General features: G+C 65.0%; 23 protein-coding genes. 13 read left to right on the forward strand and 10 right to left on the reverse strand.

The genetic code is table 11. The annotated features are described in order from the left end of the window. Positions 1–2: 2 nt before the first annotated feature. On the reverse strand, positions 3–311 hold the full coding sequence (locus KF730_RS03220) for an antibiotic biosynthesis monooxygenase (RefSeq protein ID WP_294092208.1): 309 nt from the start codon (positions 309–311) through the stop codon (positions 3–5). A 540-nt stretch (positions 312–851) separates the two neighbouring features. Here KF730_RS03220 and wrbA point away from each other — a divergent pair. Continuing rightward, positions 852–1,451: an NAD(P)H:quinone oxidoreductase gene (wrbA, locus tag KF730_RS03225; RefSeq protein ID WP_294092210.1), complete on the forward strand. Its 600-nt coding sequence runs from the start codon at positions 852–854 to the stop codon at positions 1,449–1,451. Between the two features lie 24 nt (positions 1,452–1,475). Here the strand turns inward: wrbA and KF730_RS03230 are convergent, their stop codons facing one another. The 7 genes from KF730_RS03230 to KF730_RS03260 all read right to left on the reverse strand — a co-directional run bounded on the left by KF730_RS03230 (position 1,476) and on the right by KF730_RS03260 (position 7,246). After that, complete coding sequence (locus tag KF730_RS03230) at positions 1,476–1,916, reverse strand: MarR family winged helix-turn-helix transcriptional regulator (protein WP_294092212.1); 441 nt, start codon at positions 1,914–1,916, stop codon at positions 1,476–1,478. Between the two features lie 117 nt (positions 1,917–2,033). Further along, complete coding sequence (locus tag KF730_RS03235) at positions 2,034–2,798, reverse strand: fumarylacetoacetate hydrolase family protein (protein WP_294092215.1); 765 nt, start codon at positions 2,796–2,798, stop codon at positions 2,034–2,036. Between the two features lie 30 nt (positions 2,799–2,828). Further along, positions 2,829–3,638 carry a fumarylacetoacetate hydrolase family protein gene (locus KF730_RS03240; RefSeq protein ID WP_294092216.1) on the reverse strand — a complete coding sequence of 270 codons (810 nt, stop codon included), beginning with the start codon at positions 3,636–3,638 and terminating at the stop codon, positions 2,829–2,831. Further along, entirely contained in the window at positions 3,620–4,306 is a 687-nt protein-coding gene (locus KF730_RS03245; protein WP_294092218.1) for a class II aldolase/adducin family protein, read from the reverse strand. The genes KF730_RS03240 and KF730_RS03245 overlap by 19 nt, the downstream gene beginning before the upstream one ends. Continuing rightward, complete coding sequence (locus KF730_RS03250; protein ID WP_294092220.1) at positions 4,296–5,201, reverse strand: VOC family protein; 906 nt, start codon at positions 5,199–5,201, stop codon at positions 4,296–4,298. Before KF730_RS03250 ends, KF730_RS03245 begins: the two co-directional genes overlap by 11 nt. A gap of 1 nt (position 5,202) precedes the next feature. After that, a complete protein-coding gene (locus KF730_RS03255) occupies positions 5,203–5,733 on the reverse strand; it encodes a VOC family protein (RefSeq protein WP_294092221.1) in 531 nt (176 codons plus the stop codon). Positions 5,734–5,755: 22 nt separating this feature from the next. Continuing rightward, complete coding sequence (locus KF730_RS03260; RefSeq protein WP_294092223.1) at positions 5,756–7,246, reverse strand: 2-hydroxymuconic semialdehyde dehydrogenase; 1,491 nt, start codon at positions 7,244–7,246, stop codon at positions 5,756–5,758. 299 nt (positions 7,247–7,545) lie between these two features. On the opposite strand from KF730_RS03260, the gene KF730_RS03265 reads away from it, so the two are divergent. From KF730_RS03265 to KF730_RS03280, 4 genes are all read left to right on the forward strand, one after another. Then, on the forward strand, positions 7,546–8,448 hold the full coding sequence (locus KF730_RS03265; RefSeq protein ID WP_294092225.1) for a fumarylacetoacetate hydrolase family protein: 903 nt from the start codon (positions 7,546–7,548) through the stop codon (positions 8,446–8,448). A gap of 45 nt (positions 8,449–8,493) precedes the next feature. Beyond that, on the forward strand, positions 8,494–8,949 hold the full coding sequence (locus KF730_RS03270; RefSeq protein WP_294092226.1) for an SRPBCC family protein: 456 nt from the start codon (positions 8,494–8,496) through the stop codon (positions 8,947–8,949). Positions 8,950–9,002: 53 nt separating this feature from the next. Beyond that, a complete protein-coding gene (locus tag KF730_RS03275; RefSeq protein WP_294092228.1) occupies positions 9,003–9,209 on the forward strand; it encodes a 2-hydroxymuconate tautomerase family protein in 207 nt (68 codons plus the stop codon). Positions 9,210–9,311: 102 nt separating this feature from the next. Further along, on the forward strand, positions 9,312–10,586 hold the full coding sequence (locus tag KF730_RS03280) for a hypothetical protein (protein ID WP_294092229.1): 1,275 nt from the start codon (positions 9,312–9,314) through the stop codon (positions 10,584–10,586). A gap of 308 nt (positions 10,587–10,894) precedes the next feature. Here KF730_RS03280 and KF730_RS03285 read toward each other — a convergent pair whose 3' ends face one another. Then, positions 10,895–11,653: a GntR family transcriptional regulator gene (locus KF730_RS03285; protein WP_294092230.1), complete on the reverse strand. Its 759-nt coding sequence runs from the start codon at positions 11,651–11,653 to the stop codon at positions 10,895–10,897. A gap of 205 nt (positions 11,654–11,858) precedes the next feature. Between KF730_RS03285 and KF730_RS03290 the strand changes: the two genes are divergently transcribed. The 8 genes from KF730_RS03290 (at position 11,859) to KF730_RS03325 (ending at position 23,211) form a co-directional block, all read left to right on the forward strand. Further along, positions 11,859–14,249: a TonB-dependent receptor gene (locus KF730_RS03290; RefSeq protein WP_294092231.1), complete on the forward strand. Its 2,391-nt coding sequence runs from the start codon at positions 11,859–11,861 to the stop codon at positions 14,247–14,249. A 142-nt stretch (positions 14,250–14,391) separates the two neighbouring features. Beyond that, on the forward strand, positions 14,392–15,345 hold the full coding sequence (locus KF730_RS03295; RefSeq protein ID WP_294092232.1) for a sugar phosphate isomerase/epimerase: 954 nt from the start codon (positions 14,392–14,394) through the stop codon (positions 15,343–15,345). A 140-nt stretch (positions 15,346–15,485) separates the two neighbouring features. After that, complete coding sequence (locus KF730_RS03300) at positions 15,486–15,878, forward strand: DUF6152 family protein (protein ID WP_294092233.1); 393 nt, start codon at positions 15,486–15,488, stop codon at positions 15,876–15,878. Between the two features lie 68 nt (positions 15,879–15,946). After that, positions 15,947–16,660 carry a hypothetical protein gene (locus KF730_RS03305; RefSeq protein ID WP_294092234.1) on the forward strand — a complete coding sequence of 238 codons (714 nt, stop codon included), beginning with the start codon at positions 15,947–15,949 and terminating at the stop codon, positions 16,658–16,660. A 2-nt stretch (positions 16,661–16,662) separates the two neighbouring features. Next, positions 16,663–17,364 (forward strand): hypothetical protein, encoded by a 702-nt coding sequence (locus KF730_RS03310; protein ID WP_294092237.1) that lies wholly within the window; start codon positions 16,663–16,665, stop codon positions 17,362–17,364. Positions 17,365–17,399: 35 nt separating this feature from the next. Next, positions 17,400–20,003: a glycoside hydrolase family 3 C-terminal domain-containing protein gene (locus KF730_RS03315; protein WP_294092238.1), complete on the forward strand. Its 2,604-nt coding sequence runs from the start codon at positions 17,400–17,402 to the stop codon at positions 20,001–20,003. 135 nt (positions 20,004–20,138) lie between these two features. After that, positions 20,139–20,642: a luciferase family protein gene (locus KF730_RS03320; RefSeq protein WP_294092240.1), complete on the forward strand. Its 504-nt coding sequence runs from the start codon at positions 20,139–20,141 to the stop codon at positions 20,640–20,642. Positions 20,643–21,057: 415 nt separating this feature from the next. Further along, positions 21,058–23,211, forward strand: coding sequence for an autotransporter domain-containing protein (locus KF730_RS03325; protein ID WP_294092242.1), 2,154 nt, complete (start codon positions 21,058–21,060; stop codon positions 23,209–23,211). Between the two features lie 266 nt (positions 23,212–23,477). Here KF730_RS03325 and KF730_RS03330 read toward each other — a convergent pair whose 3' ends face one another. After that, positions 23,478–24,071 carry a hypothetical protein gene (locus tag KF730_RS03330; RefSeq protein ID WP_294092243.1) on the reverse strand — a complete coding sequence of 198 codons (594 nt, stop codon included), beginning with the start codon at positions 24,069–24,071 and terminating at the stop codon, positions 23,478–23,480. Between the last annotated feature and the right edge of the window lie 123 nt (positions 24,072–24,194).

A 24,194-nucleotide genomic window follows, 5' to 3' on the forward strand; every position in this document is an offset into this window, starting at 1 on the left:
GGTCAGCCCGCCTTTTGCGGCTTGACCGCCAGCACGTCACCGCGGGTGATCGCGTAGGGTTCGGTGAACAGCTCGGGATTCATCGCCTGCGTCCAGGCGGCGATCTCTCCGCCGACATGCGCCAGGAAAGCGTCCTGATCGGCCATCGCGTTGAAGATCGCGAACTTGCCATCGCCCAGATCGATGGAAAAGAAATGGGTGGTTCCCGGCTCGGCTTCGATGCGGCGGCACGCTTCCACCAGGAATTCGGCGGCTTCGGCTTCCCGGCCGGGCTTCGCCTGCATTGTTGCCCAGATTGCGAGCTTGGTCATGAAATCTTCTCCTGCTTCGTGCGGGATCCGCGACATCGGCGCTGCCGGCTATCGCCACCTCGTGCCTTTGGGCGCGCATCGCCGCACTATGACGTCATCGATTCGATAGGGGCGCTGCGAAATGCTGGATGCACGCGTGGGGATAACCGTATCGCGGGCCGCCGCATCCTCTCGATATCCTTTCATCGTGCCTACCAGGACCTGTCGTTCCGGCTTGCGCCCAATCATAGCTGAGTCCATCTGACATGCAAGTATGTCAGATGGTTGTGAGTCGGCCCCAGCTCGCAGCCTCCGGCTTAATAGTGTGTGCACTTACTGCTGCGGCTCGATAAAAATCAACGTCAATGGCGAAGCCTCCTTTACAACTGTATACAGTTCTGTAAGATCGCGCTTCCTGAATAAGGTGCATTGCGCGTCGTCGTTCGGCAACGGGTGTCGAGGGCTTTGCCGAACCTGCCCTGAGGATCGTTGCGCAGGCACCGATCAGGGATAACGGGCGAGGCCGCGGACCAATTCTGCCGATTTCAATGGAGAGATTTCATGGCCAAGGTTCTCGTCCTTTATTACTCCAGCTACGGGCATGTTGAGAGCATGGCCGAAGCCGTCGCGCAGGGCGCGCGCGAGGGCGGCGCCGAAGTCACAATCATGCGGGTGCCCGAAACCGCGCCGGCGCAGGTCGTCGCCGCGGCACATTTCAAGGTCGATCAGCAGGCGCCCGTCGCGACGGTCGAGGATCTGCCGAATTACGACGCGATCATCCTCGGCGCACCTACCCGCTATGGCCGTATTCCCGCACAAATGGCCGCGTTTCTCGACCAGACCGGCCCGCTTTGGGCACGCGGCGCGCTGAACGGGAAGATCGGCGCCGCTTTCACCTCGACGGCAAGCCAGCATGGTGGGCAGGAAACCACGCTGTTTTCGATTATCACGAACCTGCTCCACCTCGGTCTCACCATCGTCGGCCTGCCCTATGGCTTTCAGGGCCAGCTGCGGCTGGATGAGATCACGGGCGGATCGCCGTACGGCGCGACGACGATCGCTGGCGGCAGGGGCGAACGTCCCGCCAGCGCGAACGAATTGGATGGCGCGCGATATCAGGGCAAGCTGGTTGCGGAGCTGGCGGCCAAGGTGTTCGGCTGAGCAATTGAGAGGCGCGCCGGGCGTTCAGCCCGGTGCGTCGAAGCCCGCGAGAATGCGAAGGCAGCGCAGGAGCTGATCCCGCTGGACGGGCGGCAACGGGTCTAGGATTTCCTGTTGTGCCGCCTCTACCTTGGGCAGATATTCGATCAGCACCCGCTCGCCGGCCGGGGCGATGCGCATGGTCCAGGCGCGGCTGTCATCAGGATCCCGCGAGCGCTCGATCCAGCCGCGAGTCACCATCCGCCCGATCATTTCCTTGAGTGTACTCTTGTCGATGCCCGTGGCCTCGACCAGATCTCGCTGCGACGCCCCGGGCAGGTTGGCGAGCGCGATCAGGAGCGCGATCTGCTGGCGCGTGATGCCGTCGCCGACATGGCGGGTGAAGATTTCGTATGATCGCTGATGGTTGCGCCGGAGCAAGTGTCCGGGCGCTGACAGCAGATCGAAACGCTTCAGCGCCGCCATGAGCTCGCTATCGGGCAATACATCCCCTCCGAGAAGTCGAGCTCCGATATGGCCGCGAACCATGCCGGGTTTCAAGTGGATGGCGCGCGGGGCGGGGGCGATCCGCTGCTCGCGCGCTCAGATCCCTGCTACCGTGAACTCGACCCGGCCGAGGCGCTGGATCTGGAGCCGGACATGCTGGCCGGGCGCCAGTTGCTCGGCCGCGGTCGCGCCGCCGGCCATCACGATATCGCCGGCCTGGAGCGGCTCGCCCGCCTCTTCCGCCAGCCGTGCCGCCGCGACCAGCGAGCGGATCGGATTGCCGAGGATCGCGGCGCTGGAGCCGATCTGGCGGGTGACACCATCGATTTCCATGACGAAACCGAGATTGGAGAGGTCGCCGCGCGGATCCGACCAGGGCCCGATCACGAAGCCCGAAGACGAGCTGTTGTCGGCGATCACATCGGTCAGCGAGAATTTGAAGTCGCGGTAGCGGCTGTCGATGATCTCGAGCGCGGGCGCGACTCCGCTCACCGCGGCGAGAGCCGCGGCGGTCGTCACCCGCTCGGGCAGCGGTGCCGACAGGATAAAGGCGACTTCGGGCTCGACGCGCGGGTGGACATAATCGGCAATGTCGATCTGACTGCCATCCTCGACCATCATCCCGTCGGTCAGCCGGCCCCAGATCATCTCGTCGATGCCCATCTGGGCCATCTTGGCGCGGCTGGTGAAGCCCATCTTGATGCCGACGCGGCGTTCACCGCGCGCATAGCGGCGGGCGAGCGACGCGGCCTGCACGGCATAGGCCTCCTCCAGCGTCAGCGGTTCGGCGAGCTGGGGCGTCGCTTCAGCGCGATAGGCGGCATCGTCGAGCCTAGCGGCGATCTCCAGAAGTTCAGGCATGGGTCGCCCCCTTGTCGTTGCGGTGGATTGTCATGCGGCGGCGAAGGCGACGCGGACCGCGCCCAGGCCTTCGATCCGGGCTTCGAAACTGTCGCCGGGCTGTGCTGCGACCATCGGCCCGAGCGCGCCGGCCAAGACGATATCGCCCTTGTCGAGCGGGCGGCCGACTTCCGCCATCTTCGCGGCCAACCAGCCCAGCGCGTGCAGCGGGTTGCCGAGGCAGGCGGCGCCGGCGCCGAACGACACCGGATCGCCGTTCTGCTCCAGCACCATGCCGCACAGGCGCAAATCGATCTCCGCGACCGGAACCGGCGTGGTGCCGAGCACGAACAGCCCCGACGAGGCATTGTCGGCGACGGTATCGACGATGCGGATATCCCAATTGGCGATGCGGCTGTCGACGATCTCCAGCGCTGGCAGCGCATAGTCGATGCAGCTCAGCAGCTCGGCGGTGGTCAGCCGCGCCGGATCGGGCCGGCGGCCGAGCACGAACGCGATCTCTGCCTCCACCTTGGGCTGGAGCAGGCGGCCATGGGCGATGGTTTCGCCGTCCGGTACCGACATATCGGCGAACAGGGTGCCGAAATCGGGCTGATCGACGCCGAGCTGGACCTGCACCGTCTTGGCGGTCAGACCGATCTTGGCGCCGACCGGGACGCGTCCGGCCTGCTGCCAGAATGCGGTATTCGCTTCCTGGATCGCATAGGCTTGCTCGATCGACGCATCGGGCAGGGCGTCGCGGATCGGTGCGATCGGAACCCCCGAGGCATAGGCCTCGCGGATTGCCAGCGAGAAGCGCTCCAGGTCGCGCGCCGGCGGGGTCAGGGTATCGATTGCCATTCAGGGTCTCCGAAGCAGAGATGGTGCCACATTCGTTCGAACAGTCCGCCGGCCTTGACCGCGCGTGCGGCTACCTCGGCGGACGTATATTCGCGGGGCGCAGCGCCGGCGGCGCGCGCCGGCAGGATTGCCAGCTCGAGCCGGGCGGCATCCTCGAGAAAGAAGGCGAGGCAGGCGGCCTCTTCGAGCGTCGCGGCGGCGCAGACGCAGCCATTGCCCGACAGCACGATCGCCGCGGCATCGCCGAGCATGTCCGCAACCTGCACCGCCTGGGCATCGTCGCGAACCAGCGCGACGCCGGGCCAGAGCGGGGCGGCCGGCGCGAAATAGGCGCCGAGGCCGTGATGGACCCGCGGCGTCTCACCCAGCGCCGACAGCGCCATCACCGACGGCGGCTGGACACGGACGACGCCGCCGATGGCGGGACGCTTGCGATAGATCTCTCGATGGGTGCGCACTTCGGGCAGCGCGCCGGCGGGCAGATCGCCGTCGAGCGGTACGACCACGCCCGGCTCGTTCGTCGTCACCGTGCCGAGCGGCTGGGGTGGCGAGACGAGGAAGCTGCCGTCGTCGAGGCGGGTGCTGACATGGCCATAGGCGTGCGCCAGGCCATGCCGACCCATCGCCCGCGAGGCGAGCCGCAGGGTTCGCGCGGGATCAGGCGGCATGCAGCAAAGTGGAATCGGGCGTGGTCTTGCCCGTCTTGAATTCCGGAATGTCCGGCTCCGAGCCCCACATGCAGAAGCTGCTCGGCACCGCCGGGAAGGAACGCGGAACATAGCTTTCCTCATCCTCCGCCGTGATCATCCGCACGCCGGTCGAATATTCGTAGATGAGATCGTCCGGCCCCTGGAAATACAGAAAGCGCGCGCCCGATGTCGGATGCCGACCGGGACCGAACACGATCTTCACGCCCCGCTTTTGCAGCAGGTAGAAGGACCGCATGATATCGTCCTGGCTCTCGACCTGGAAATTGACGTGCTGGATGCCCTGTTTGGTCGATGGAAACAGCGCGACATTGTGATGCACCTCGTTGATGCGCAGCAGCGCCGCCTCGCCGATCCAGTCGCTGACCTTGGCGTTGAGATTGCCGATCCAGAACGCTTCGTCCGCCTGTGCATCCCTGGTGTGCATGCCGACATGGCTGAAACCGGTAATGCCGGCGTCGCGCGTGCCGAAATAGCGGCGGCCACAGGCATTGGGGCGGGCGACCAGCTCGATCGTGTTACCGGTCGGGTCACTGAGTATGACCAGGCCACGCACGCGCCGCAGCTCGCACTCTTCCGAAGTGCCGGCGCGGACGTGGACGCCGTTGTCCTCGAACTCGGCAGCGGCGCGGTCGAGCGCGGCCATGTCCGTGACTTCCCAGCCCGTCGCATGGCCGCTCTCGCGCCCGCGGGTGTAGCAGATATTGTGATCGCGATCGTCGCCGCGCAGCCAGGCGTTGCTGGCGTCACGTTCCATCAACTCCAGGCCGAGGATCTCGGTCGCGAAGCGGATGCTGGCGTCGAGATCGTCCGACCCGATCCGCGCATAGCGGATGTCGTGAAGATCGGCGCCCATCCTATTTCTTTTTGGTCAAGGTCGAATCCGGACGGGCGAAGCTGCGGCTCATATGGCCCTTGCCTTCCTGGTCGCCGAGCGCGAAGCCCCAGGCATAGCCGCCCTTGGGGTTGGACAGGATCTCCCAGCAATTGTCGTCGGCGTCGAAGAAATAGAAGCAATAGGTGCCGTGCTGGACGATCGGGCGGGTGATCTTGGTGATGCCCCATTGCTCGGCGTCGCGCTTGACGATCGCCCAGGCGGCATCGACATCGGCCTCGGTGCTGACGTCGAGGCCGTTATGGTTGAGGAAGGGCATCGTCTCCTTCTTGCCCCGCGGGCTCTGGACGACGACGATCACCTGATCGCCGCCCATCCGCGCCCAGAATGAAACGTCCGCCATCTGGACGACTTCGAACCCCAGAAATTCCTCGAAGAAGCGGCGGGTGAACTTGATGTCCTTCGCTTCCAGCGTGGCGTGCGAGTAGAAATTGAGATCGAGCGCGGGCTTGATCTTTGCCACGGGCTCCTGCCCGGCGGTCGCTGTCGCCATGATGCCTCTCCTGCTTCTCTCTTTAAAGCTTGATGCAGATATTCGTCGGTTCGGAATAGAAATTGATCGAATGGTGCCCGCCCTCGCGGCCGATGCCCGACATCTTGGCGCCGCCGAACGGGGTGCGCAGGTCGCGCAGGAACCAGCAATTGACCCATGAAATGCCGACCTCCATGGCCTGCCCGACCCGGTGGGCGCGCGACAGATTGGTGGTCCAGATCGAAGCGGCCAAGCCATATTCGGAATCGTTGGCCAGCGCGATCGCTTCCTCCTCGCTATCGAACGGAATGATCGCCGCGGCGGGGCCGAAAATCTCCTCGCGGCAGATGCGCGCATCGTGCGGCAGGCCGGTCCACAGAGTTGGCTGGACAAAGAAGCCATCGGCTGCCGGGCCGTCGAGCTTGGGCACGCCGCCGCCGGTGACGACGGTTGCGCCTTCCTCGACAGCGAGAGCGTAATAGCCCAGTACCTTGGCACGATGCCCGGCCGAGATCAGCGGGCCGAGATCGACTCCGGAATCGTGGGGGAGGCCGGGCTTGAGCGCTTCAGCCTTGGCTTTCATGCCGGCAACGAAGGCATCGAACACGCCGCGCTGAACATAGATGCGCTCGGGCGCGAGGCAGACCTGGCCGGTGTTGAGGAATACGGCGCGGGCGAGGCCGGTGACCGCGGCAGGAATATCCGCATCGTCGAACACGATCGCGGCGTTCTTGCCGCCCAACTCGAACGACAGCGCCTTCACGGTTGGTGCGGCTGCCTTCATGATCTCAGTGCCGGTGCGGGTCTCGCCGGTGAAGGTGATCGCGCGGACGCCGGGATGCGAGGTGAGCAGCTCGCCCGCCGAATTGGGACCGAAACCGTGGACGACGTTGAACGCACCGGCGGGTATGCCGGCCTCATTCATCACTTCGCCGAGCAGCGTCGTGGTGGATGGTGTCTCTTCGGACGGCTTGACGATGACGGCGTTGCCGCAGGCCATGGCCGGAGCGACCTTCCAGGTCATCAGCAGCAGCGGCAGGTTCCATGGCGAGATCACCGCGACGACGCCGAGCGGCTTGCGCACCGCGTAGTTGATGGCCTTGCCGCCATCGGGGGTGTCCATCTCGAACGTTTCGGCCGGCATGTTGGCGATCGCGTCGGCGAAGACGCGGAAGTTCGCGGCGCCGCGCGGAATATCGAGATGATGGGCGAGGGTGTGCGGCTTGCCGGTATCGGCGATCTCCGCTTCGAGGAACTCATCAAAGCGCGCCTCGATCAGATCGGCTACGCGGGCCAACAGCGCCCGGCGCTTCGCCAGCGGCATCCGGCCCCATTCGCCGTCGATGGCGCTGCGCGCGGCTGCGACCGCCGTGTCGATGATGGCGCGATCGGCTTCATAGGCGATGGCGTGGACGGCACCGGTGGCGGGGTTGAGAATGTCGAAGGGCGTGCCGCCGTCGACGAACCTACCGCCGACAAAATTGAGCAGCGAACGGATCCGGCCCGGCGATTCGCGTAGTGGCCTTTTGGTCACGTCATCGCTCAACTGCTGCTCTCCAGGTTTGGCTACGGTCAACCCACATCATCCGTCTGTAGGACGTATACGTCGTATAATTGCATGGCGCAAGTGGGTGCAGTTCTTACCCGTCCCGGCAGGCCGTCATGCCGCATTCGAGATTGGTTTTCATGTCAAGTCCGTGCTTTCTACAACAAATACAGTCTGGGTCGTATGCGTCTTATTGACAGATCTGGTGGCGAGCGCCAGATTGTGCATGCACTTTTGTAGATTGGTTTCCTGTCGCTTTGTAGGCGGGCGCAGGAGGAGGGGGATTCATGTACAAGCTGGCTGTGGTCCGGGATCAGTCCGGGCCGTGCGTCATGGTCGCGGCGGGGGACCGGTTGATCGACCTTTCGGAGGTTGTGGGTGCGGACGCGATGGTTCGGCTCGGCGGGCCTCCGGCGGACCTGTTGCCGATCCTCAATGCCTGGGCTGAATGGGACGAACTGCTGAGCGACGCGGCATCGCGTCTGCCGGCCGGCGCCGGTCGGTCGATCGATGCCGAAACAATGTTCCTGCCGCCACTGGCGGCACCCGGGAAAATCATCTGCATCGGCGCCAATTATCATGACCACATCGAGGAGATGGCGATCCCGATGGCGCCGACCTATCCCTACAGTTTCCTCAAGCCCGCCAATAACACGCTGCGCGGTTCCGGGGTTGGCGTGGCGGTGCCTGCCGGGGTGGAGATGATGGACTGGGAAGCCGAGCTGGCGGTCGTCATCGGTATCGAATGCCGGGATGTGACGGCGGCGGACGCGCTGTCGGTGATCGCCGGCTATGCCAATTTCAACGATCTGTCCGCGCGTGACTGGCTTGCGTCGCGCCCGGGTGTCGGTGTCGATTGGGTGCGCCACAAGGCACATGACGGGTTCGCGCCGATGGGGCCATATCTGCTGCCGGCGCGCTTCGTGGACGATCCCCAGCAGTTGCCGGTGCGGCTGAGCGTCAACGGCATCCGCAAGCAGGATTCGAGCACCGCGCAAATGGTGTTCGGCGTCGTGCCGATCATCGAGCATCTTTCGTCGATCATGACGCTGTCTCCCGGTGACGTCATCGCCACCGGCACGCCAGCGGGGGTCGGCCATGGCCAGAAGCCGCCACAGTTCCTGAAGCGCGGGGATGAAGTGCGCATGCAGGTCGGTGGGCTTGGCGAACTGGTCACGCCCATTCTCTAACCCCGGGTGAGGGTCTAGGCTGCTCACCAACGCAAGGAGCATCGCATGTTCACGCTATCGCACGCCGTAGAGGTCAATCCGGCCGGTGCGGAACCGGTTCTCGCGGCTGAGGACGTCTGGCGCGGCCTCGTCATGAAGGCCGAGAACGCGCTGCCGTTCGTTCCCGGCATGTCGCGGTGTGACATTATAGAACGCGGCGAGAACTGGCTGTTGCGTGAGGTCGAGTTTGCCGGGGACACGCACCGGGAGCGCATCAGCTTCCGCGCGCCGGTGCAGGTGCACTTCGAGCGGGTCGGCGAAGGCGGCTTTATCGAGAACACGATCAGCTCGTCCGATCATGGACCGTTGCTGACCTTCACCTTCGGCCTGCAATTTCCGGGGATCGAGCCGGGCTCGCCAGCGGAACGTGAGCGGGGCGAAGGCATGAAGGGTGCATATATCGGCGCTGTCGCGGCAACGCTTTCCCGCGTCCGGGAAATGAAGCGGAACGGCGAACTCTAGCGTTCGCGCCGCATCCGGCCGACCGGAAGATTGCGGTTGATAGGAGGTGAGGCATGCCCATTATCCGGGCCGAGATCGTGGCGGGGCGAAGTTGGGAGAAGCGGCAGGAACTGATGCGCAAGCTGGCGGAAGCGGCGGCTGAGGCGCTCGACGCGCCGCTTGCCACCGTGCGCGTGCTGGTAACCGAGATCGAGCCGCATCATTGGTCGGTCGGCGGCGAGCCCAAGGCCCTGCCGGACGCGGATCCGGCCAATGCGTAGCGGGGCCGCGCGCTGAGTTCCGGCCATCTCGATGGTGCCGGGGCGCCGGAAGACATACCGGCGCGGCTGGCCTTGGACACGCGACTTGGGTACGCTTCGGCGATGCCGCGGACATTGCCACTCGACGATGTTGAACATGCCGATGCGATAAACCGCGAGATCGAGCGGATCCGCCAGCCCAGCGTGCTCGGCCGTTCGACCAAGCTGGTCGCGCTTTTCGATTACCTGGTCTCTCGATCCCGCGCGGGCAGTCCGCCGCGCGAAGTCGAGATCATGCAGGACGTCTTTGCGCCGGCGGCTGCGGGTGCCGATGACGGGGTGGGGCGGGTCTATGTCCACCGGCTACGGCGACGGCTGGGGGAAATCTATCGCGAGGGGCCGTCACCGGTTCGCATCGCGCTGCCATTTGGCGAATATCGCCTCATTGCCGAGCTTGCCTCCGATGATCTGGCCGAAGCGGAACCGGCCCAGGCTCCCCGGCATGGCGAACGGCGCTGGCCCGCGCTGGCGGTTGCGGCAGGTATCGGCGCCGCGATCGCGATCGCGCTCACCATGGCGGTTTCGGCACGACTCGGCGGGTGGAGCGAGACCGCGTCTGCGCGGCGCTCGCCGATCTGGAATACGATGCTGACCAACGGCAAGGGGATCCTGATCGCCGAAGGGGATTATTATCTGTTCGGCGCGCTGGGAGCGAGCGGGCAGGTCGAACGCCTGGTTCGCGATTTCTCGATCCAGTCGCGAGAAGATCTCGACGCCTATCTCGCCAAGCAGCCCCAGGATGCCGGGCGCTATGTCGATGGCAATGTCCGTTATATTCCGGTCTCGGTCGCGCGGTCGCAATTGTATCTGTCGCGCCTGCTGCTGCATGCCGACAATGTCCGCATGGTTCCGGCCTCCGAGCTCACTCCGGCGTCGATGTTCGCGCAGAACATCCTGTATCTCGGCCTTACCAGCGGCCTCGGGCAATTAACCCTGCCGGTTTCGGCGGGATCGCGCTTCGCCTTCGGTCCTACGCCTGACGATATTCGCGACCTCAAGACCAACCATATCTACCATGGCCAGCCAGCGCAGGTGGATGGGGCGGCGCCGCGGCGCCAATATGGTCTGGTGAGCCTTTTCTCGGGCAAGACCGGCAACCGCTATATCGTGCTGGCCGGAACCAGCGAAATGGGGCTGGTTGGACTGACCGAGACCTTTGCCGATCCCGCCCGGCTCGCCGAGTTGGTCAAGGCGACCGGCAATGCTGAAGCTTTCGAGGCGCTGTATCAGGTCAATAGCCAGGGACGCGGTATCCTCGAGGTGCGCCTGCTCGCCACCAATCGCCGCGATCCGCGAAAGATCTGGTCGCCCGACGCGGGGACGGCGGCTCCGCGCTGATCCGCCCAGGCGGTCTATGATCGGTTTCCTTGCTCGGCGCGCTGGTTTCGCGACGTTGCCGGGGAGCGCCGCCACGCGTGATGTGAAGGTGTCGAAATCGAGCCCGACAGCGCGAATGGTCCCAATGGTCGCACTGACCATGGGGATGTCGTGCGCGGCGTTTCAAGCGAAATTCCAGCCAGTGCGCCGCGCGCAGCACCAGCACTGACGCGGTGATTAGCGACGATGAGAAAGAGCCGCGCAGACTCTTTCGCACGAAATCCTACATGGCAAGCACTGGCGAGGTCCGTCCGGCAAGCGGACCGTATTCAGTTACCGTTTGCCACGGCGTGGCAGCCGGCGATCGCGAAATGCAGGCCATCGCGCAGCCGCGAGGAATCGAATTCCGGCGCCAGGGCCGCGAGCAGTTCCAGCGCCGTTCTGGCAAGGTGGCGCGCGGCGAGCTCGCCGGCCTGCGCCACGTTGCGCTCGCTTATCGCCGCGAAAATCCTGCGATGCTCGTCCTCGCCGCGCTGCCACCAGCCCGGCAGATGCGCGCCCTTGCTGGCCGACTGATATCTCGCGCTGCGCAGCTCGAGCGTGCGCAATTCTTCGATCAATGTCGATCCCGCCTGGGACACCATCAACTGATGCAGGCGGCGGTGATGCGACCGCCAGCATTCGAAATCGCGGTGCCCCTCATCGCCTTCGAGGACCTGGATGGTCGCGCCGATCTCGCCGCACAGCGCGTCGGTCATGCGCTTGGTGGTGATCGACACGGCCAGCGCCTCGAGCGTCACCCGCTTGATATAGAGCGCTTCGATATCGCTGGCGTCGAAGCCGACGACGCGGCTGCGGTAATTGGGCTCGCCGACCAGAAGCCCGCCCTCCTGCAGCATCCGCATCGCTTCGCGGACCGGCGTCCGGCTGACGTTCAGCGCCTTGGCAACTTCGACCTGCGACAAAATCGTGTCGGGCCGAAGCCGCCCATCGAGAATAGCGGCTTGCAGACTTTCGAACACCGCGACGGCCGTCCGGCGGATTTCTCCACGGTCGATTGGATGCAGTATGCCCAGATCAAATCCCATCATTCATGGCTACCAGCCTCGCATTTCGGGTCAAGTGGCTGCTGCCTCGCGACGGCGCATCCTCAAAATTGGACATGCGGGCAAATAAAAGACGCATACACCCTATTGACAGCTTCCGACACTGCGACGCATAGTGGATGCACTTTTCGGGGATTGGCGTGCTGAATCCTTGAGGCGTCAATGAAATGAGCATGGGGAGGTAATCATGAAAAGCGCATTCCTGGCGTGTTCGATGCTTGCGATCAGCGCGGCGGCATCGCCGGCTTTCGCACAGCAGGCCGACAACACGACCGGTGACGACGAAATCGTCGTCACCGCGACTCGCAACGAGACGCTTCTGTCGAAGACGCCGATCGCGATGACGGCGATCAGCACCGAGCAGCTTCGCGATCAGGGCATCACCGATCCGACCCGCCTGGTCGAGGCGGCGCCGAACCTGCAGATCGACCGCGTGATGGGCCAGGGCGTGCAGATCACGATCCGCGGCGTCTCCAGCGCCGACAACTCACAAAAGGGCGATCCTTCGGCGGCGTTCCTCAACGACGGCATCTACATCGCCCGGCAACAGGCGGTGGAAGTCAGCCTGTTCGACCTCGAGCGGGTCGAGGTGCTGCGCGGGCCGCAGGGCACGCTCTACGGCCGCAACACCACGGCGGGCGTGGTCAATGTGATTTCGGCGCGTCCGACCAACAAATTCTCGGTCTCGGGCGACTTCGCCTATGGCAATTTCGACACGATCCAGGCGACCGGTGTGGTCAACGTGCCGCTGGGCGACAATTTCGCGGTGCGCGCGGCAGTGAACTTCAACCGCCGCGACAATTACGTGCTGCGCTTTCCCGGCAGCCCCGGTCTGCGGGTGAACTCGCCGGCTGTCCTGCCGCGGCCCGTCGGCCCCTCGCTCGATCCAGGCAAGGACGATCTGTCGTTCCGCCTCGGCGCCAAGCTCGACATCGGCGAGCGCATCCGGCTGTACCTGAAGGGCGACTATAGCGAGATCAAGGGCAGCAACACCACCGGCGTCGCCGTCTCCAACTTCTATCAGATGCCGATCGCCGGTCCCGCGGCCGGGCAGCGCGGCGCCACGCCGGTCTACCTGACGGACCGCACCGATACGCAGCACCGCACGCTGAACTACCCGCAGATCAACCGGCCGCTCAACGACAACCGCACCTGGGGCATTCACGGTGAGCTCGAAGTCGATCTGGCCGACAATGTCACCGCCACCTATCTCGGATCGTATCGCGAGTTCCGGCGTGACGAGGTGCAGGGCATGCTGGTCGGCGTAAGCTATCCGGGACCTCCGGGACCGCCCCCGAACATCGTCTTCCCGCTCGATGCGACCTATAAGGGCGACTATTACCAGCAGTCGCACGAGCTGCGGCTGGCCTATAATTCCGATCTGCTGACGGCGCAGGCTGGCGCTTATTATTTCCGCGAGAGTTCGGTGACCGAATTCCTGCTGTTCGGCACGCGCTTCTTCCAGCCCGGCCAGCGCGGTTACATCTACGGCTTCCCGACCCCATCGACGATCTCCAAGACGCTCGGCTTTTTCGGGCAGGCCACGCTCAATGTCGGCGACAACCTCCGCTTCACCGCGGGCATCCGTCATACCACCGACGACAAGTCGCGCCTTGGCTATGTGATCAACCATGTGAAGCTGACCGATCCGCTCGACTTCACGACCGGAACCCAGCCGGGAACGACCAACCCCGGCAGCGCGGCGACCGGCGGACAGCCGGTGCGCGACTCGCTCAACAACGCTTCGGTGAACTACAGCAAGGTGACCTGGAAGCTCGGCGTCGATTTCGACCTGACCCCCAGCACGCTGCTCTATGCGACGGTATCGACCGGCTACAAGGCTGGCGGGTTCAACGATGGCTGCCTGGCCGGCCAGGCCAACTGCGCCACTCCGGCTCCCGCTTCGGCGCTGTTCTACAAGCCCGAAACGCTGACCTCGTATGAAGCTGGCGTGAAGGCCAACCTGCTCGACCGCAAGCTGCGGGTGACGGCGGCGGCATTCCACTACGACTATTCGAACCTGCAGCTGAGCCAGATCAACGCCACCTATTGCGGGGGTCCATGCCTGGTGATCAGCAACGCCGCCAAGGCGAAGATCGACGGTGTCGAATTCGAAGCCATCGCCAATCCGAGCCCGCGCAACCGGTTCAACTTCGCGATCAACTGGCTCGATGCCCGTTATACCGACTATCTGCTCACCCCCGGCGTCAATTTCGCCGGCGAGAAGCTCGACCGCTCGCCCGAATGGACGGCGATGGCCGGCTATCAATATACCCTGCCGGTCGGAGACGGCAGCCTGGTCTTAGGCGCGCGCACGCGGATGAGTGATCGCTATCAGATGATCAGCACGTCGTTGCGCAACTTCTTCCGTCAGCCGGCCTTTACCAAGACCGATCTGACGCTGACCTACAACGCACCGGGCGATATGTTCTACATCCAGGGCTATCTGAAAAACCTGGAGAACGTCCTGACCGTAGGCAGCGTCTCGCTGTCGGCCAACTTCCCGTCCTTCACCGACGGCAACCTCCAGTTCGGCGACCCGCGGACCTATGGCGTCCGCGCCGGGTTCAGGTTCTGAGGACGGTGATCTGAGCGGAAGTTGACGGATGCACGCCGCGAACCGCCAGGCTGCGCTCGAACCGCTTTTCCCCGCTCGGGGAAAGGGCGGGCTCACGAGGCGGCAGTTCGGCGGTCTCGCGGCGGCAACGGCGGCGTCGGCAGTGTTCGGAAGCAGATCCGAGGCTGCGGAAAAGGGGCCGCTGCCGACGGTCTTTGGCGGCGTCCATATGGGCGTGTGCCTGTTCGACTTCCGCGACCTGCCGCGCCTGCCGGATACCCTTGCCTATGTCGATACGCTGGTCGATGCCTGCCGCCAGGTCGGCGCCGGGCTGGTCGAGATCAATGCCAGGAATCTCGAGCCGGCCAGCGACCTGCCGCATGCGGGGATACCGCGGCTGTGGGACGAGGCGCCGACCGGGCCTCCGGCCATGCTCGAGGCGTACCGGCGGATGAGGCCGGGGGAAGTGCGCGCGGCGCGCGATCATCTGCGCAAATGGCGGGTGTCGACGCCGCCGCGGTTTTTCGGCGAGGTCCGGCAAAAGTTCGCCGATGCGGGGCTGACGCCCTTCGCCTATGGCTTCACTTTCACTCCCGACATGAGCGATGCCGAGATCGACGCCGCCTTCCGCCAGGCGCGGGCGCTGGGCGTGCGCGTCTTCGGTACGGGGGCGACCAGGATCGAGATGGCGCCGCGGCTGGTGCCCTACGCCGAGCACTATCGGATGGACCTCGGCTTCCACAATCATACCGCGACGCAAAATCCCAACGAGGTCGCCTCACGCGAATCGCTGGAGCGGCTGCTGTCGCTGTCGCCGCGCGTGAAGATCAATCTCGATGTCGGCCATTTCACCGCCGCCGATCAGGACGTCATGGCCTTTGTTCACGAGCGGCTCGACCGGATCAGCCATTTCCACATGAAGGATCGCAAGCGCGGCCTGGGGCCGGGCACGCCCTGGGGCGAAGGCGATGCGCCGCTGGCCGAGCTGCTGCGGTACGTTCGCGAACGCGGCTCCGATGTGCCGGCCATCGTCGAATATGAATATCGCGGCACGGGCGGCGGCGTCGCCGAGACCAGGCGCTGCTTCGATTATATGAAGTGGGCGCTGGGAGCATGACCATGCCCGCCAATCCATGCCCGTCACAAGCGACCGTTACAGGTGGCTGCGGTGCGCCGTTAACAACCGTTACGAACCTTACGCACGGCGGCATTCAGGGTCATCCTGCCGTCATAAAGACTGTCCCGAGGAGAGATATCATGCGCGTTCGAGCTGCACTGCTCGCCATTGCCGCCACCGGCGGAATCGTCGCGCCGGCTGTGGCCCATCACTCGTTTTCGATGTTCGATCAGACCAAGACGCTGATGTGGCAGGGAACGGTGAAGGAATATAAGTGGAGCAATCCACATACCCATATCATCATCGTCGTGCCCGCGAACAAGCCGATGGCCGGAACCTGGGACATTGAGGGCGCCAGCCCCAACATCATGCTGCGCCAGGGCTGGAACAAGGGCACGTTCAAGCCCGGCGACAAGATCACCGTCGCCGGTCACCCGCTGCGCAGCGGCGAGAAGGGCGCATCGCTTTATTACGCGATCAGCCCGACCGGGCAGAAGCTGTATCACGATGTGAGCCGCGCGCCGGGCGGCTAACCGTTCCGGCCGCCCCATACCGACCGCTATCTTGAGGTAGATCGATGAACCCGAAACTTTTGGGTGGAATGGCGCTCGTCCTGAGCGCAGCGGGCGCCAGCCTGCCATCCACCCCGCTCCTCGCGCAGACCCGGCCCGCCGCGGCGCCGGCAGAGTCCGCAAACCCCGCGCTTGACGGCTTCTGGGCGCCGCGACCGTTGGAGGCCGCGCCCGCCGCCCTGACTCCGAAGTTCAAGGCGATGAGCGCCATCGCCGCCAATCTCGCTCCGGGCATCACCCAGGAGCATGCGGAGCGCTGGTGCGTCCATCGCGGCTTGCCGTCGCAAATGGCGACATCGGGCACGATCGACATCATTGTCGGCAAGGGCATGATCGGCGTCGCCTTCATGGTGCCGGGCGCCCAGCGCTATATCTACACCGACGGCAGGAAGCGGCCATCGAGCGAGGTTCTCGACGGCACCACCAACGGCTTCTCGATCGGACGCTGGGAAACGGGCGTTCTCGTCGTCGATACCGCAGCCTTCGCCAACACCGGCGTGCGTGCCATTCCCGGCGGCGGCTGGCGCGGCGAGACTTCGCGGCTGACCGAGCGTTTCGCGCTTTCCGAGGACGGCAAGATGCTGACCGTCACCAGCACCTGGAGCGATCCCAAGGTGTTCGCCAAGCCGCACAGCTATTCGATCATCTACGATCGTGTGCCCAGCAGCTTCTCCGCGAACGAGAAATATTGCGACGCGGTCGTCCCGGCGCGGATGGCGCCCACCTATGTAGGGGAGTATTGACCGTGCGCCGCATTCTTCGCGCCGCCTGCGCCGCGATGGCGCTTGCCCATGCCGTTCCGGCGCTGGCGCAGCAAGTGCCCGAACTCACCGGTTTCTGGGAATTGCGTGACGACAGCAAGGAGGCGATCGAGCCCGATCTCACGCCGACTGCCGCTGAGCGCTGGAAGAAGCTGCTCGCGCTGCGGCTGTCGATCACCGAGCATGGCAACCCCTTTCCGAAAGACTGGCCGCACTGCTCGAACCGCGGCAACCTCGGCGGGATGGGTGACAGCGCGCCGATGGCGATCGTGCAGTCGCCGCGCGAGATCGCGATCTTCTTCGAGACCAACGCCGCGCCGCGGCACATCTATATGGACGGGCGCGACTGGCCCGATCCGAAGACGCTGGAGGCCAGCACCGCCGGTTATTCGATCGGCCGGTGGGAAGGCGACACGCTGGTCGTCGAATCCCGCGGCTTTCATGCGACGCGCGGCCAGCCGGCGCCGGGCGGCTACACCTTCAAGACGCGCACCACTGAACGCTGGAAGCTGATCGACGGCGGGCAGAAGCTGCAGTTGCGTTGGACCTTCGAAGAGCCGGCGGTCTATGTGAAGCCCTATACCTTTACCTGGACCTATTACCGCGCGCCGAAGGACACTTACGGCTCGGAGCTGCTGTGCGACGCCAGTGATCCGGCGCAGTCGAAGACCGTGGAGCCGAAATGATCCGGCCGCCGTTGAGAGAAGGGGTTCGTGTGAAAATGAGGAATATCCTGCTGGCGTCGATCGCCGGCACCGTCGCCGTGTTCACCGCTCCGATCGCAGCCGCGCAGGAAGCGGGTGCTCCGCCCGCAGCTGCACCGGCAGCCGCGACACCACCGGATGCCGCCCGCTGGACGCCGCGCGTCCGCAAGCTTCTGTCGGAACTGACGCTGGACGAGAAACTGGGCTTGTTCATCGGCGGCTTCTCTCCCGATTCCCATGGCGAATCCGGCTATGTGCCCGGCGTGCCTCGGCTCGGCATTCCCGCGCTCAGCCTGGTCAACGGCCCGACCGGCGTGGAGAATAATTACGAGACCACCGCGGTGCCGACCGGGATCGGCCTCGCCGCGACGTTCAACGACAAGCTGGCCTATAGCTATGGCCAGATCCTCGGCTGGGATGCCCGTGCCAGCGGCTCCGATGTGCTGCTCGGGCCGCAGCTCGATCTGGCGCGCTCGGCCAATTGGGGCCGCAACTACAGCGCATTGGGCGAAGATCCGCTGCTGACCGCCCGGCTCGGTGCCGCGCAGATCAAGGCGATCCAGGCGACCGGCACGATGGCCACCGCCAAGCATTTCCTCGCCCATAATGGCGGCGTCATCAATGGCGACGGTCCCCGCGCGGCGATGGATATCCGGATCGACGAACGTACCCAGCAGGAGCTGTACCTGCTGCCCTATGAGGCAGCCTTCAAGGCGGACCTGGCGGCGGTCATGGCATCCTATGCCTTCACCAACGGCCGGTGGAGCAGCGAGAATCGCGACAATCTGACCGGCTTCCTTCGCCACCAGTTCGGCTGGGGAGGGTTCGTCATGTCGGACTGGACCGCGACCCATTCGACGGCGGATTCGCTGCGCGCCGGCCTCGACCTGGAGATGCCGGGCTATGGCATCGCCGGCCAGCCCGGCCAATGGCCCCATTATTTTGGGGACAAGATGAAGGAGGCGATCGCAGCCGGGCAAGTGTCCGCGAGCGAAGTCGATGTGCCGGTCGGCCGCATCCTCACCCAGATGGAAAAGTTCGGCATGTTCGACGGGACGCGCGTCAAGCCGCCCGCGTCGATCGATGTCGAGCGCGAGGCCGCGATGGCCCGCGCGATCGCCGTGGAATCGGGCGTGCTCCTGCGCAACGAAGGTAACGCGTTGCCGCTCAAGACCGGTGGTGGCGAGACGCTCGGTGTGATCGGCCCGACCGGAGGGCAACTCGCCCCCGGCTCGGCAACCGGGCGTTCCACCGGGTTCGAAGCGCGCCTGATCTCGCCGCTCGATGCGCTGCGCCGTGCGGGTGTGACGGCTGAATATGCGGTCGGCAATGACCAGACCGGCATGGCGGTCCCCGCCACCTATCTCAGGACCAACAATGGCGCGCCGGGCCTCAAGCGGCGGCAGGGCGACGCCGTGTCGGTCGATCCGACCCTGGATTTCGTCGGCGCGCGGGCGTTGCCGGCCAAGACCAGTGCCAATTGGAGCGGCATGCTGACGGTGCCGGAAACCGGGCGTTATCTGCTGATGATCCAGAGCTGGGGCGGCTCGGCTATCCTCAAGATCGACGGCAAGCCGGTCCGCACCTCGGCCAAGGTGGCGTTCCATGGCCCGCCGAGGAAGTGGACGGCGTTGCTGCCGACCACCGACGGTCTCGACAACGGACAGTCCGAGCAGCAGTTCGAGGCCGGCAAGTCCTACCAGATCGATATCGAGGAACTGGGCGACACCGCCAATCCGGTGCAGATCCGCCTCGCCTGGGTAACGCCGGAAATGCGGCGCCAGAATATCGACGAGGCGGTGGCCCTGGCCAGGCGCGTCAAGACGCCGGTCGTGTTCGCCTGGAACAAGAGCGGCGAACTGGCCCAGGCGCCGCAGACCATCAACCTGCCCGACGAGCAGGATGCGCTGATTGAAGCGGTCGCCGCGGCCAACCCCAACACGATTGTCGTGCTCAATACCGGCAATCCGGTCGCGATGCCGTGGCGCGACAAGGTCAAGGCGATCCTGGAGATGTGGTATCCTGGCCAGGAAGGCGGGTGGGCGACCGCCGATCTGCTGCTTGGCAAGGCCAACCCCAGCGGCAAGCTGCCGATCACCTTCCCGAAACGCTTCGAGGACACGCCGGTCATGGATCCGGATCATCCCGAGCGGCGTGCGGCCAAGGATAATGCGATCAGCTATTCGGAAGGGCTGCTGATCGGCTATCGCTGGTACGATACCCGGGGCATCCAGCCGCTTTATGCCTTTGGGCATGGCCTGTCCTACACCCAGTTCCGCTATTCGGGCCTGAAAACCCGACCGAAGGGCGACGGCGCGGAAGTGCGCTTTACCGTCACCAACACCGGCAAGGTCGCGGGCGCGGAAACGGCTCAGGTCTATCTTGCCGCTCCGCCGGAAGCTCCGGCGCCGATGCCGAGCAAGTCGCTGGTCGGGTTCGATAAGGTGAACCTGGCGCCGGGGCGCTCCGCGACGATCAAGATCGAGATCCCGGCTCGGGCCTTCTCCTACTGGTCGGCCGAGCGGAAAGCCTGGACGAAAATTCCGGGGCCCCGCACCGTGCTGATCGGCGGGGCATCGGATTCAACCTCCCTCACTGGTACCCTTAGCGCGGGAAACTGACGCGCAACCGGGAGCTAGCCTGGGGATAGCAGCGGGCGCGCGGATACGCGCACCCGCTACGCAAACTGTGCAGATATCGCGGTCCGGGCGGTGGCTCCCGCAAGATTATTTCTGCCAACCGGAAGGGGAACCTGCGTGACGTCATCTGCTGTGCCCGTGAATGGCATCCATGCCCTCCCTGCACGCGCCGGCCCGCGGCCGCGTACTATACCGTGTGCGCCACACAGCCAGATCGACCAGATCGTCCCGGAAGCGCACGCACTGGCGTTGGCACTGATCGAACGGGTGGGCGGGCTGGCGCATGTCGAGCTCGGCGGCAGCCTGCGCGCGCCGCCCGGGACGGTCGGGTTGCACCTCCAGCCTAGCGCATGTTGCGGCAGCGCCCGCACTTTCCTGCTCGGCCGCGAATTCGCGCATGTCCATCTTGAGGACGATTGCAGCCTGCACGCGATCCTGCCCGAACCGCTTCGCAGCGCCGCGATCGAAGCCGGTTGGGCGGAGGCGCACCCGCTGGCCGGGCAACCCACGGTCTCGCCGGATACGGTCATGCTCTATGCTCCGCGCGATGCGGCCGAGATCGAGATACTGGTGCAGTTGGTCGAAGCGAGCTGGAGAAACGCGCAGGGGCTCCCCTTCTGAACGGCTGATCGGTGATCAGTTCTCCCGGTTGCTGCCCCCGCGCCTGAGCGATCATTTACGAAACGCTTGGAATTGCCAGTATCCTGCGATCGGCGTCCTTGGCGCCGCCACGGCCTGCCTGATCGCAGGCTCGCCCGCCGCCGCTCGCAACCGTGCCGGATGGCATTGGGGCTTGGGCATTCTTCGCGGCTGATGCGTTGCGATCTGCCCAATTCAAATGCGAGCGATTGGAATTTCGCAATGTTCTGAGTGCCCTTGGGTTGTGCATGGGGCACCACCTGCTTTTCTAACTTGGAAGCAACGGCAGCAGATGTTCGCTTGCGAACGGATGTTCGGCTGGGCGAGGCGTTTGGGTCCTGTGTGGGATGCTTTGGGCGCGACCTGCGCTATACCCATTTGACGCCGTAGTCGTTGCATGTTCCCGCGAAGCTGTCTCTCGGTAGCCGGAACTGGGCCGACGGGCCTGGGGGCAATTACCCTGACCGGCGGCACGCTCAGCATCGGTGCGGGTAACGGCAATTCGTCGTTCGCCGGCACCATCTCGGGAACCGGCGCGCTTGCCAAGACCGGCACCGGCGCGCTGGTCCTAACCGGGGCCGCCACCCACAGCGGCGGCACCACCATATCGGGCGGCACGCTCCAGATCGGCACTGGCGGCACCGCCGGTTCGATCGCCGGCGCGATCGTCAACAACGGCATCGTGGCGATCAACCGTAGTGATGCGGTGACGCTGGCCAATGCGATGTCGGGCACCGGCGGCTTCGTTCAGGCCGGTACCGGCGTCACCACGCTGACCGGCGCCAACAGCTACACCGGCGGCACGCTGGTATCCACCGGGCGCCTGCGCGGCGACACCAATTCGCTTGCCGGTAATATCCGCATCGATAGCACGCTCGAGTTCGCCCAGACGAGCAACGGTACCTATTCGGGCACCCTGTCTGGCGCGGGCCTGCTCGAGAAGACCGGAGCCGGCACGCTCGGCCTGACCGGCAACAGCGCGGGCTTCACCGGCGCGACGCACCTCATCAGCGGCGGATTGGCGCTCAACGGCCTGCTCTCGCAGTCGATCGTCACCGTCGGCACCGGCACGACGCTGAGCGGCACCGGCACCGCCGGCGGCCTGATCGTCCAGACCGGCGGCACCATCGCGCCGGGCAACAGCGTCGGCACGTTCAGCGTCGCCGGCAATGTCCAGTTCCAGGCGGGCTCGCTGTTCGCGGCCGAGCTCCAGGCCGGCGGCAGTGACCGGATCCAGGCGTCGGGCACCGCCCAGCTCAACGGCACGCTTCAGGTCAGCAATCTCGGCGGCAATTACGCTTTCAACAGCACCTATGTGCTGGTGCATGCCGATGCCGGCGTCAGCGGCACCTTTGCCACCGCCAATATCAACGCCTTCGGCCTGTTGTTCCGGCCGCGGCTGATCTACACCGCCACCGAAGTGCAGCTGTTCCTCGCGCCGAACATGCTGTCAGCGGTCATCAACGGTACGGTTCCGCTCACCTATAATCAGACCAGCACGATCGCCCGCATCGATGCCGCGGTCATCACCGGCGGCTACGACCCGCAGTCGCTGAGCGCGATCTACAGCCTGACGCCGACGGCGATCGCCGCCGCTGCCGATCAGCTTTCGGGCGAGATCTATGCCGACGCCACCCGCGCCGCGCTAGAAGACGAGCGGCCGGTGCGCGAGGCGGTGCTGGGCCGGCTGGCGATGGCGGCCGATCGCGGTCTGACCGGCGGTGGTGCCTGGGGCCAGGTCACCGGCAGCTGGGGCGGCGCGCGCAGCGACGGCAACGCCGCCGGCTACGACGTCGATCGCACCGGTTTCCTGATGGGCGTGGATTTCGGTGACGCGACCGATAGCAGCGCCTGGCGCGCGGGCTTTACGGGACATTATGCGCGTATCACCGTGCCCGCTTCGGCGCGCAACAGCCGGGCGACGATCGATCGCACCGGCGGTGGCATTTATGCCGGCGCGACGATGAACAGCTGGCGCGTCGGCGTCGGCGCATCTTTGTCGTCGCTCGATCTCAAGGCACGGCGCGACATCGCCGTGCCGGGCCTCTCCGCCACCGAACGCGGCACCCAGCGCGGTACGATGCTCCAGACCTTCGGCGAGATCGGCTACCGCATCGATGCCGGCGCCCATGCCTTTGTCGAGCCCTATCTCGCCGGTAGTGTCAGCCGCGTCAGCTTTGGCGGCTTCACCGAAACCGCTGGCCCCGTCGCGCTTCAGGTCCGCGCTCAGAAGAGCGTGCTCGGCACCGCTGAGCTCGGCATGCGCGGCGAAACCGCGCTGGGTAGCGACCATGTGCGGCTGGGCGGCAATATCGGCCTGAGAACCGCTTTCGCGGACCGCTGGGCCAATCCGGTGATCGCACTGGCCGCGGCTCCGAACCAGGGCTTCAACGTCCGTTCAACCGAGTTCGACCGCTTCGCGGCGACCGCGAACCTGAACCTCACCGTCGATCTCAGCGATCGGTTAAGCTTACGCGTCGGCTATAGCGGCATTCTCGGCAGCAGGACCCGCGAGCACGGCGCCCGCGCCACGCTCAATCTGAGGTTCTGAGCAGGGCAGCCGGAAGTTCGGGTTTCTCAGGGCGGCCGGGAAGTTTGGGTTTCTCGCTGGTCCTGCGGCTATCCGCGAACAGGAAAATGGTGCCAGAAGAACACTCTAATCGGGCACCTAAGCAGCTAATTTCGTTGCCATTTTTGCCGGCCGAAACTCGCCAAGACCATCAATAACGCCTCCAAAAATTCTGGCAAGTGCTGGACCTCCGCGGACGGTCGAAACAGTCCAACGGCGCCGTCCGACCTTTCGCGCTTCGCTCGGCCTCAAGCTCCTGTGCCGAAAAGCGGAAGCGTTTCGTCATGGCGCCCGGTGGACCAGCGCTCGGCCAGATTTTCACGGTAGAATTCGTCGTCGCCGAACAGGGGGCCGAGCGAAAGTAATGTGGCGCCTTCTAGCCATAGTGCGTGATCGTCCGCAGTGAGCAAGCGCGGCATCGTTGAGCTCAGCGGTTCAACGAGGGGATTAGCCTCAATGAGCACACCGGCGCATGCTCCATCTATACAAACCCCGGCCCATGCGGCCAGCGGGCGATCCCAGAGCCCGATCCAGCTGCGTGTGCACTGACCCGATTGCCCCGCCGGATAGGCAAAGGATTCGAGCAAGATCAGACACCGCGACATCAATGCCAGATCGCCGAGGCGAGTGGCGCTGCGCCAGAAGTCGCGCGAATAGATGACGCCGCGCTGTTTGGAGGGCACCGGATCGAAAAATGCCGTGGCTGGAAGACCCCAGGCCATTGTCGTCAAGCGGCGAGCACCGTCTTCATCGGCAACGACTACCGGTACCTGCTCGCCGGTCCAGATCGATTCCGGCCAATCGAGCTTCGGATCGGGCTCAGCGTTGAACAGGCGGGCCATTTCCGAAGCCGCGCCCCGAGTGCGTAAAAGACAGGTCATAGGAGGCAGCCTCTATCGTCTACAATTCCCCAGCGACTCGCGTTATCGTTCCATATTTGTTCTTATGCGGTCGCTGGAGTCAAT

The sequence above is a fragment of the Sphingomonas sp. genome (assembly GCF_019635515.1).
Classification (GTDB): domain Bacteria; phylum Pseudomonadota; class Alphaproteobacteria; order Sphingomonadales; family Sphingomonadaceae; genus Sphingomonas.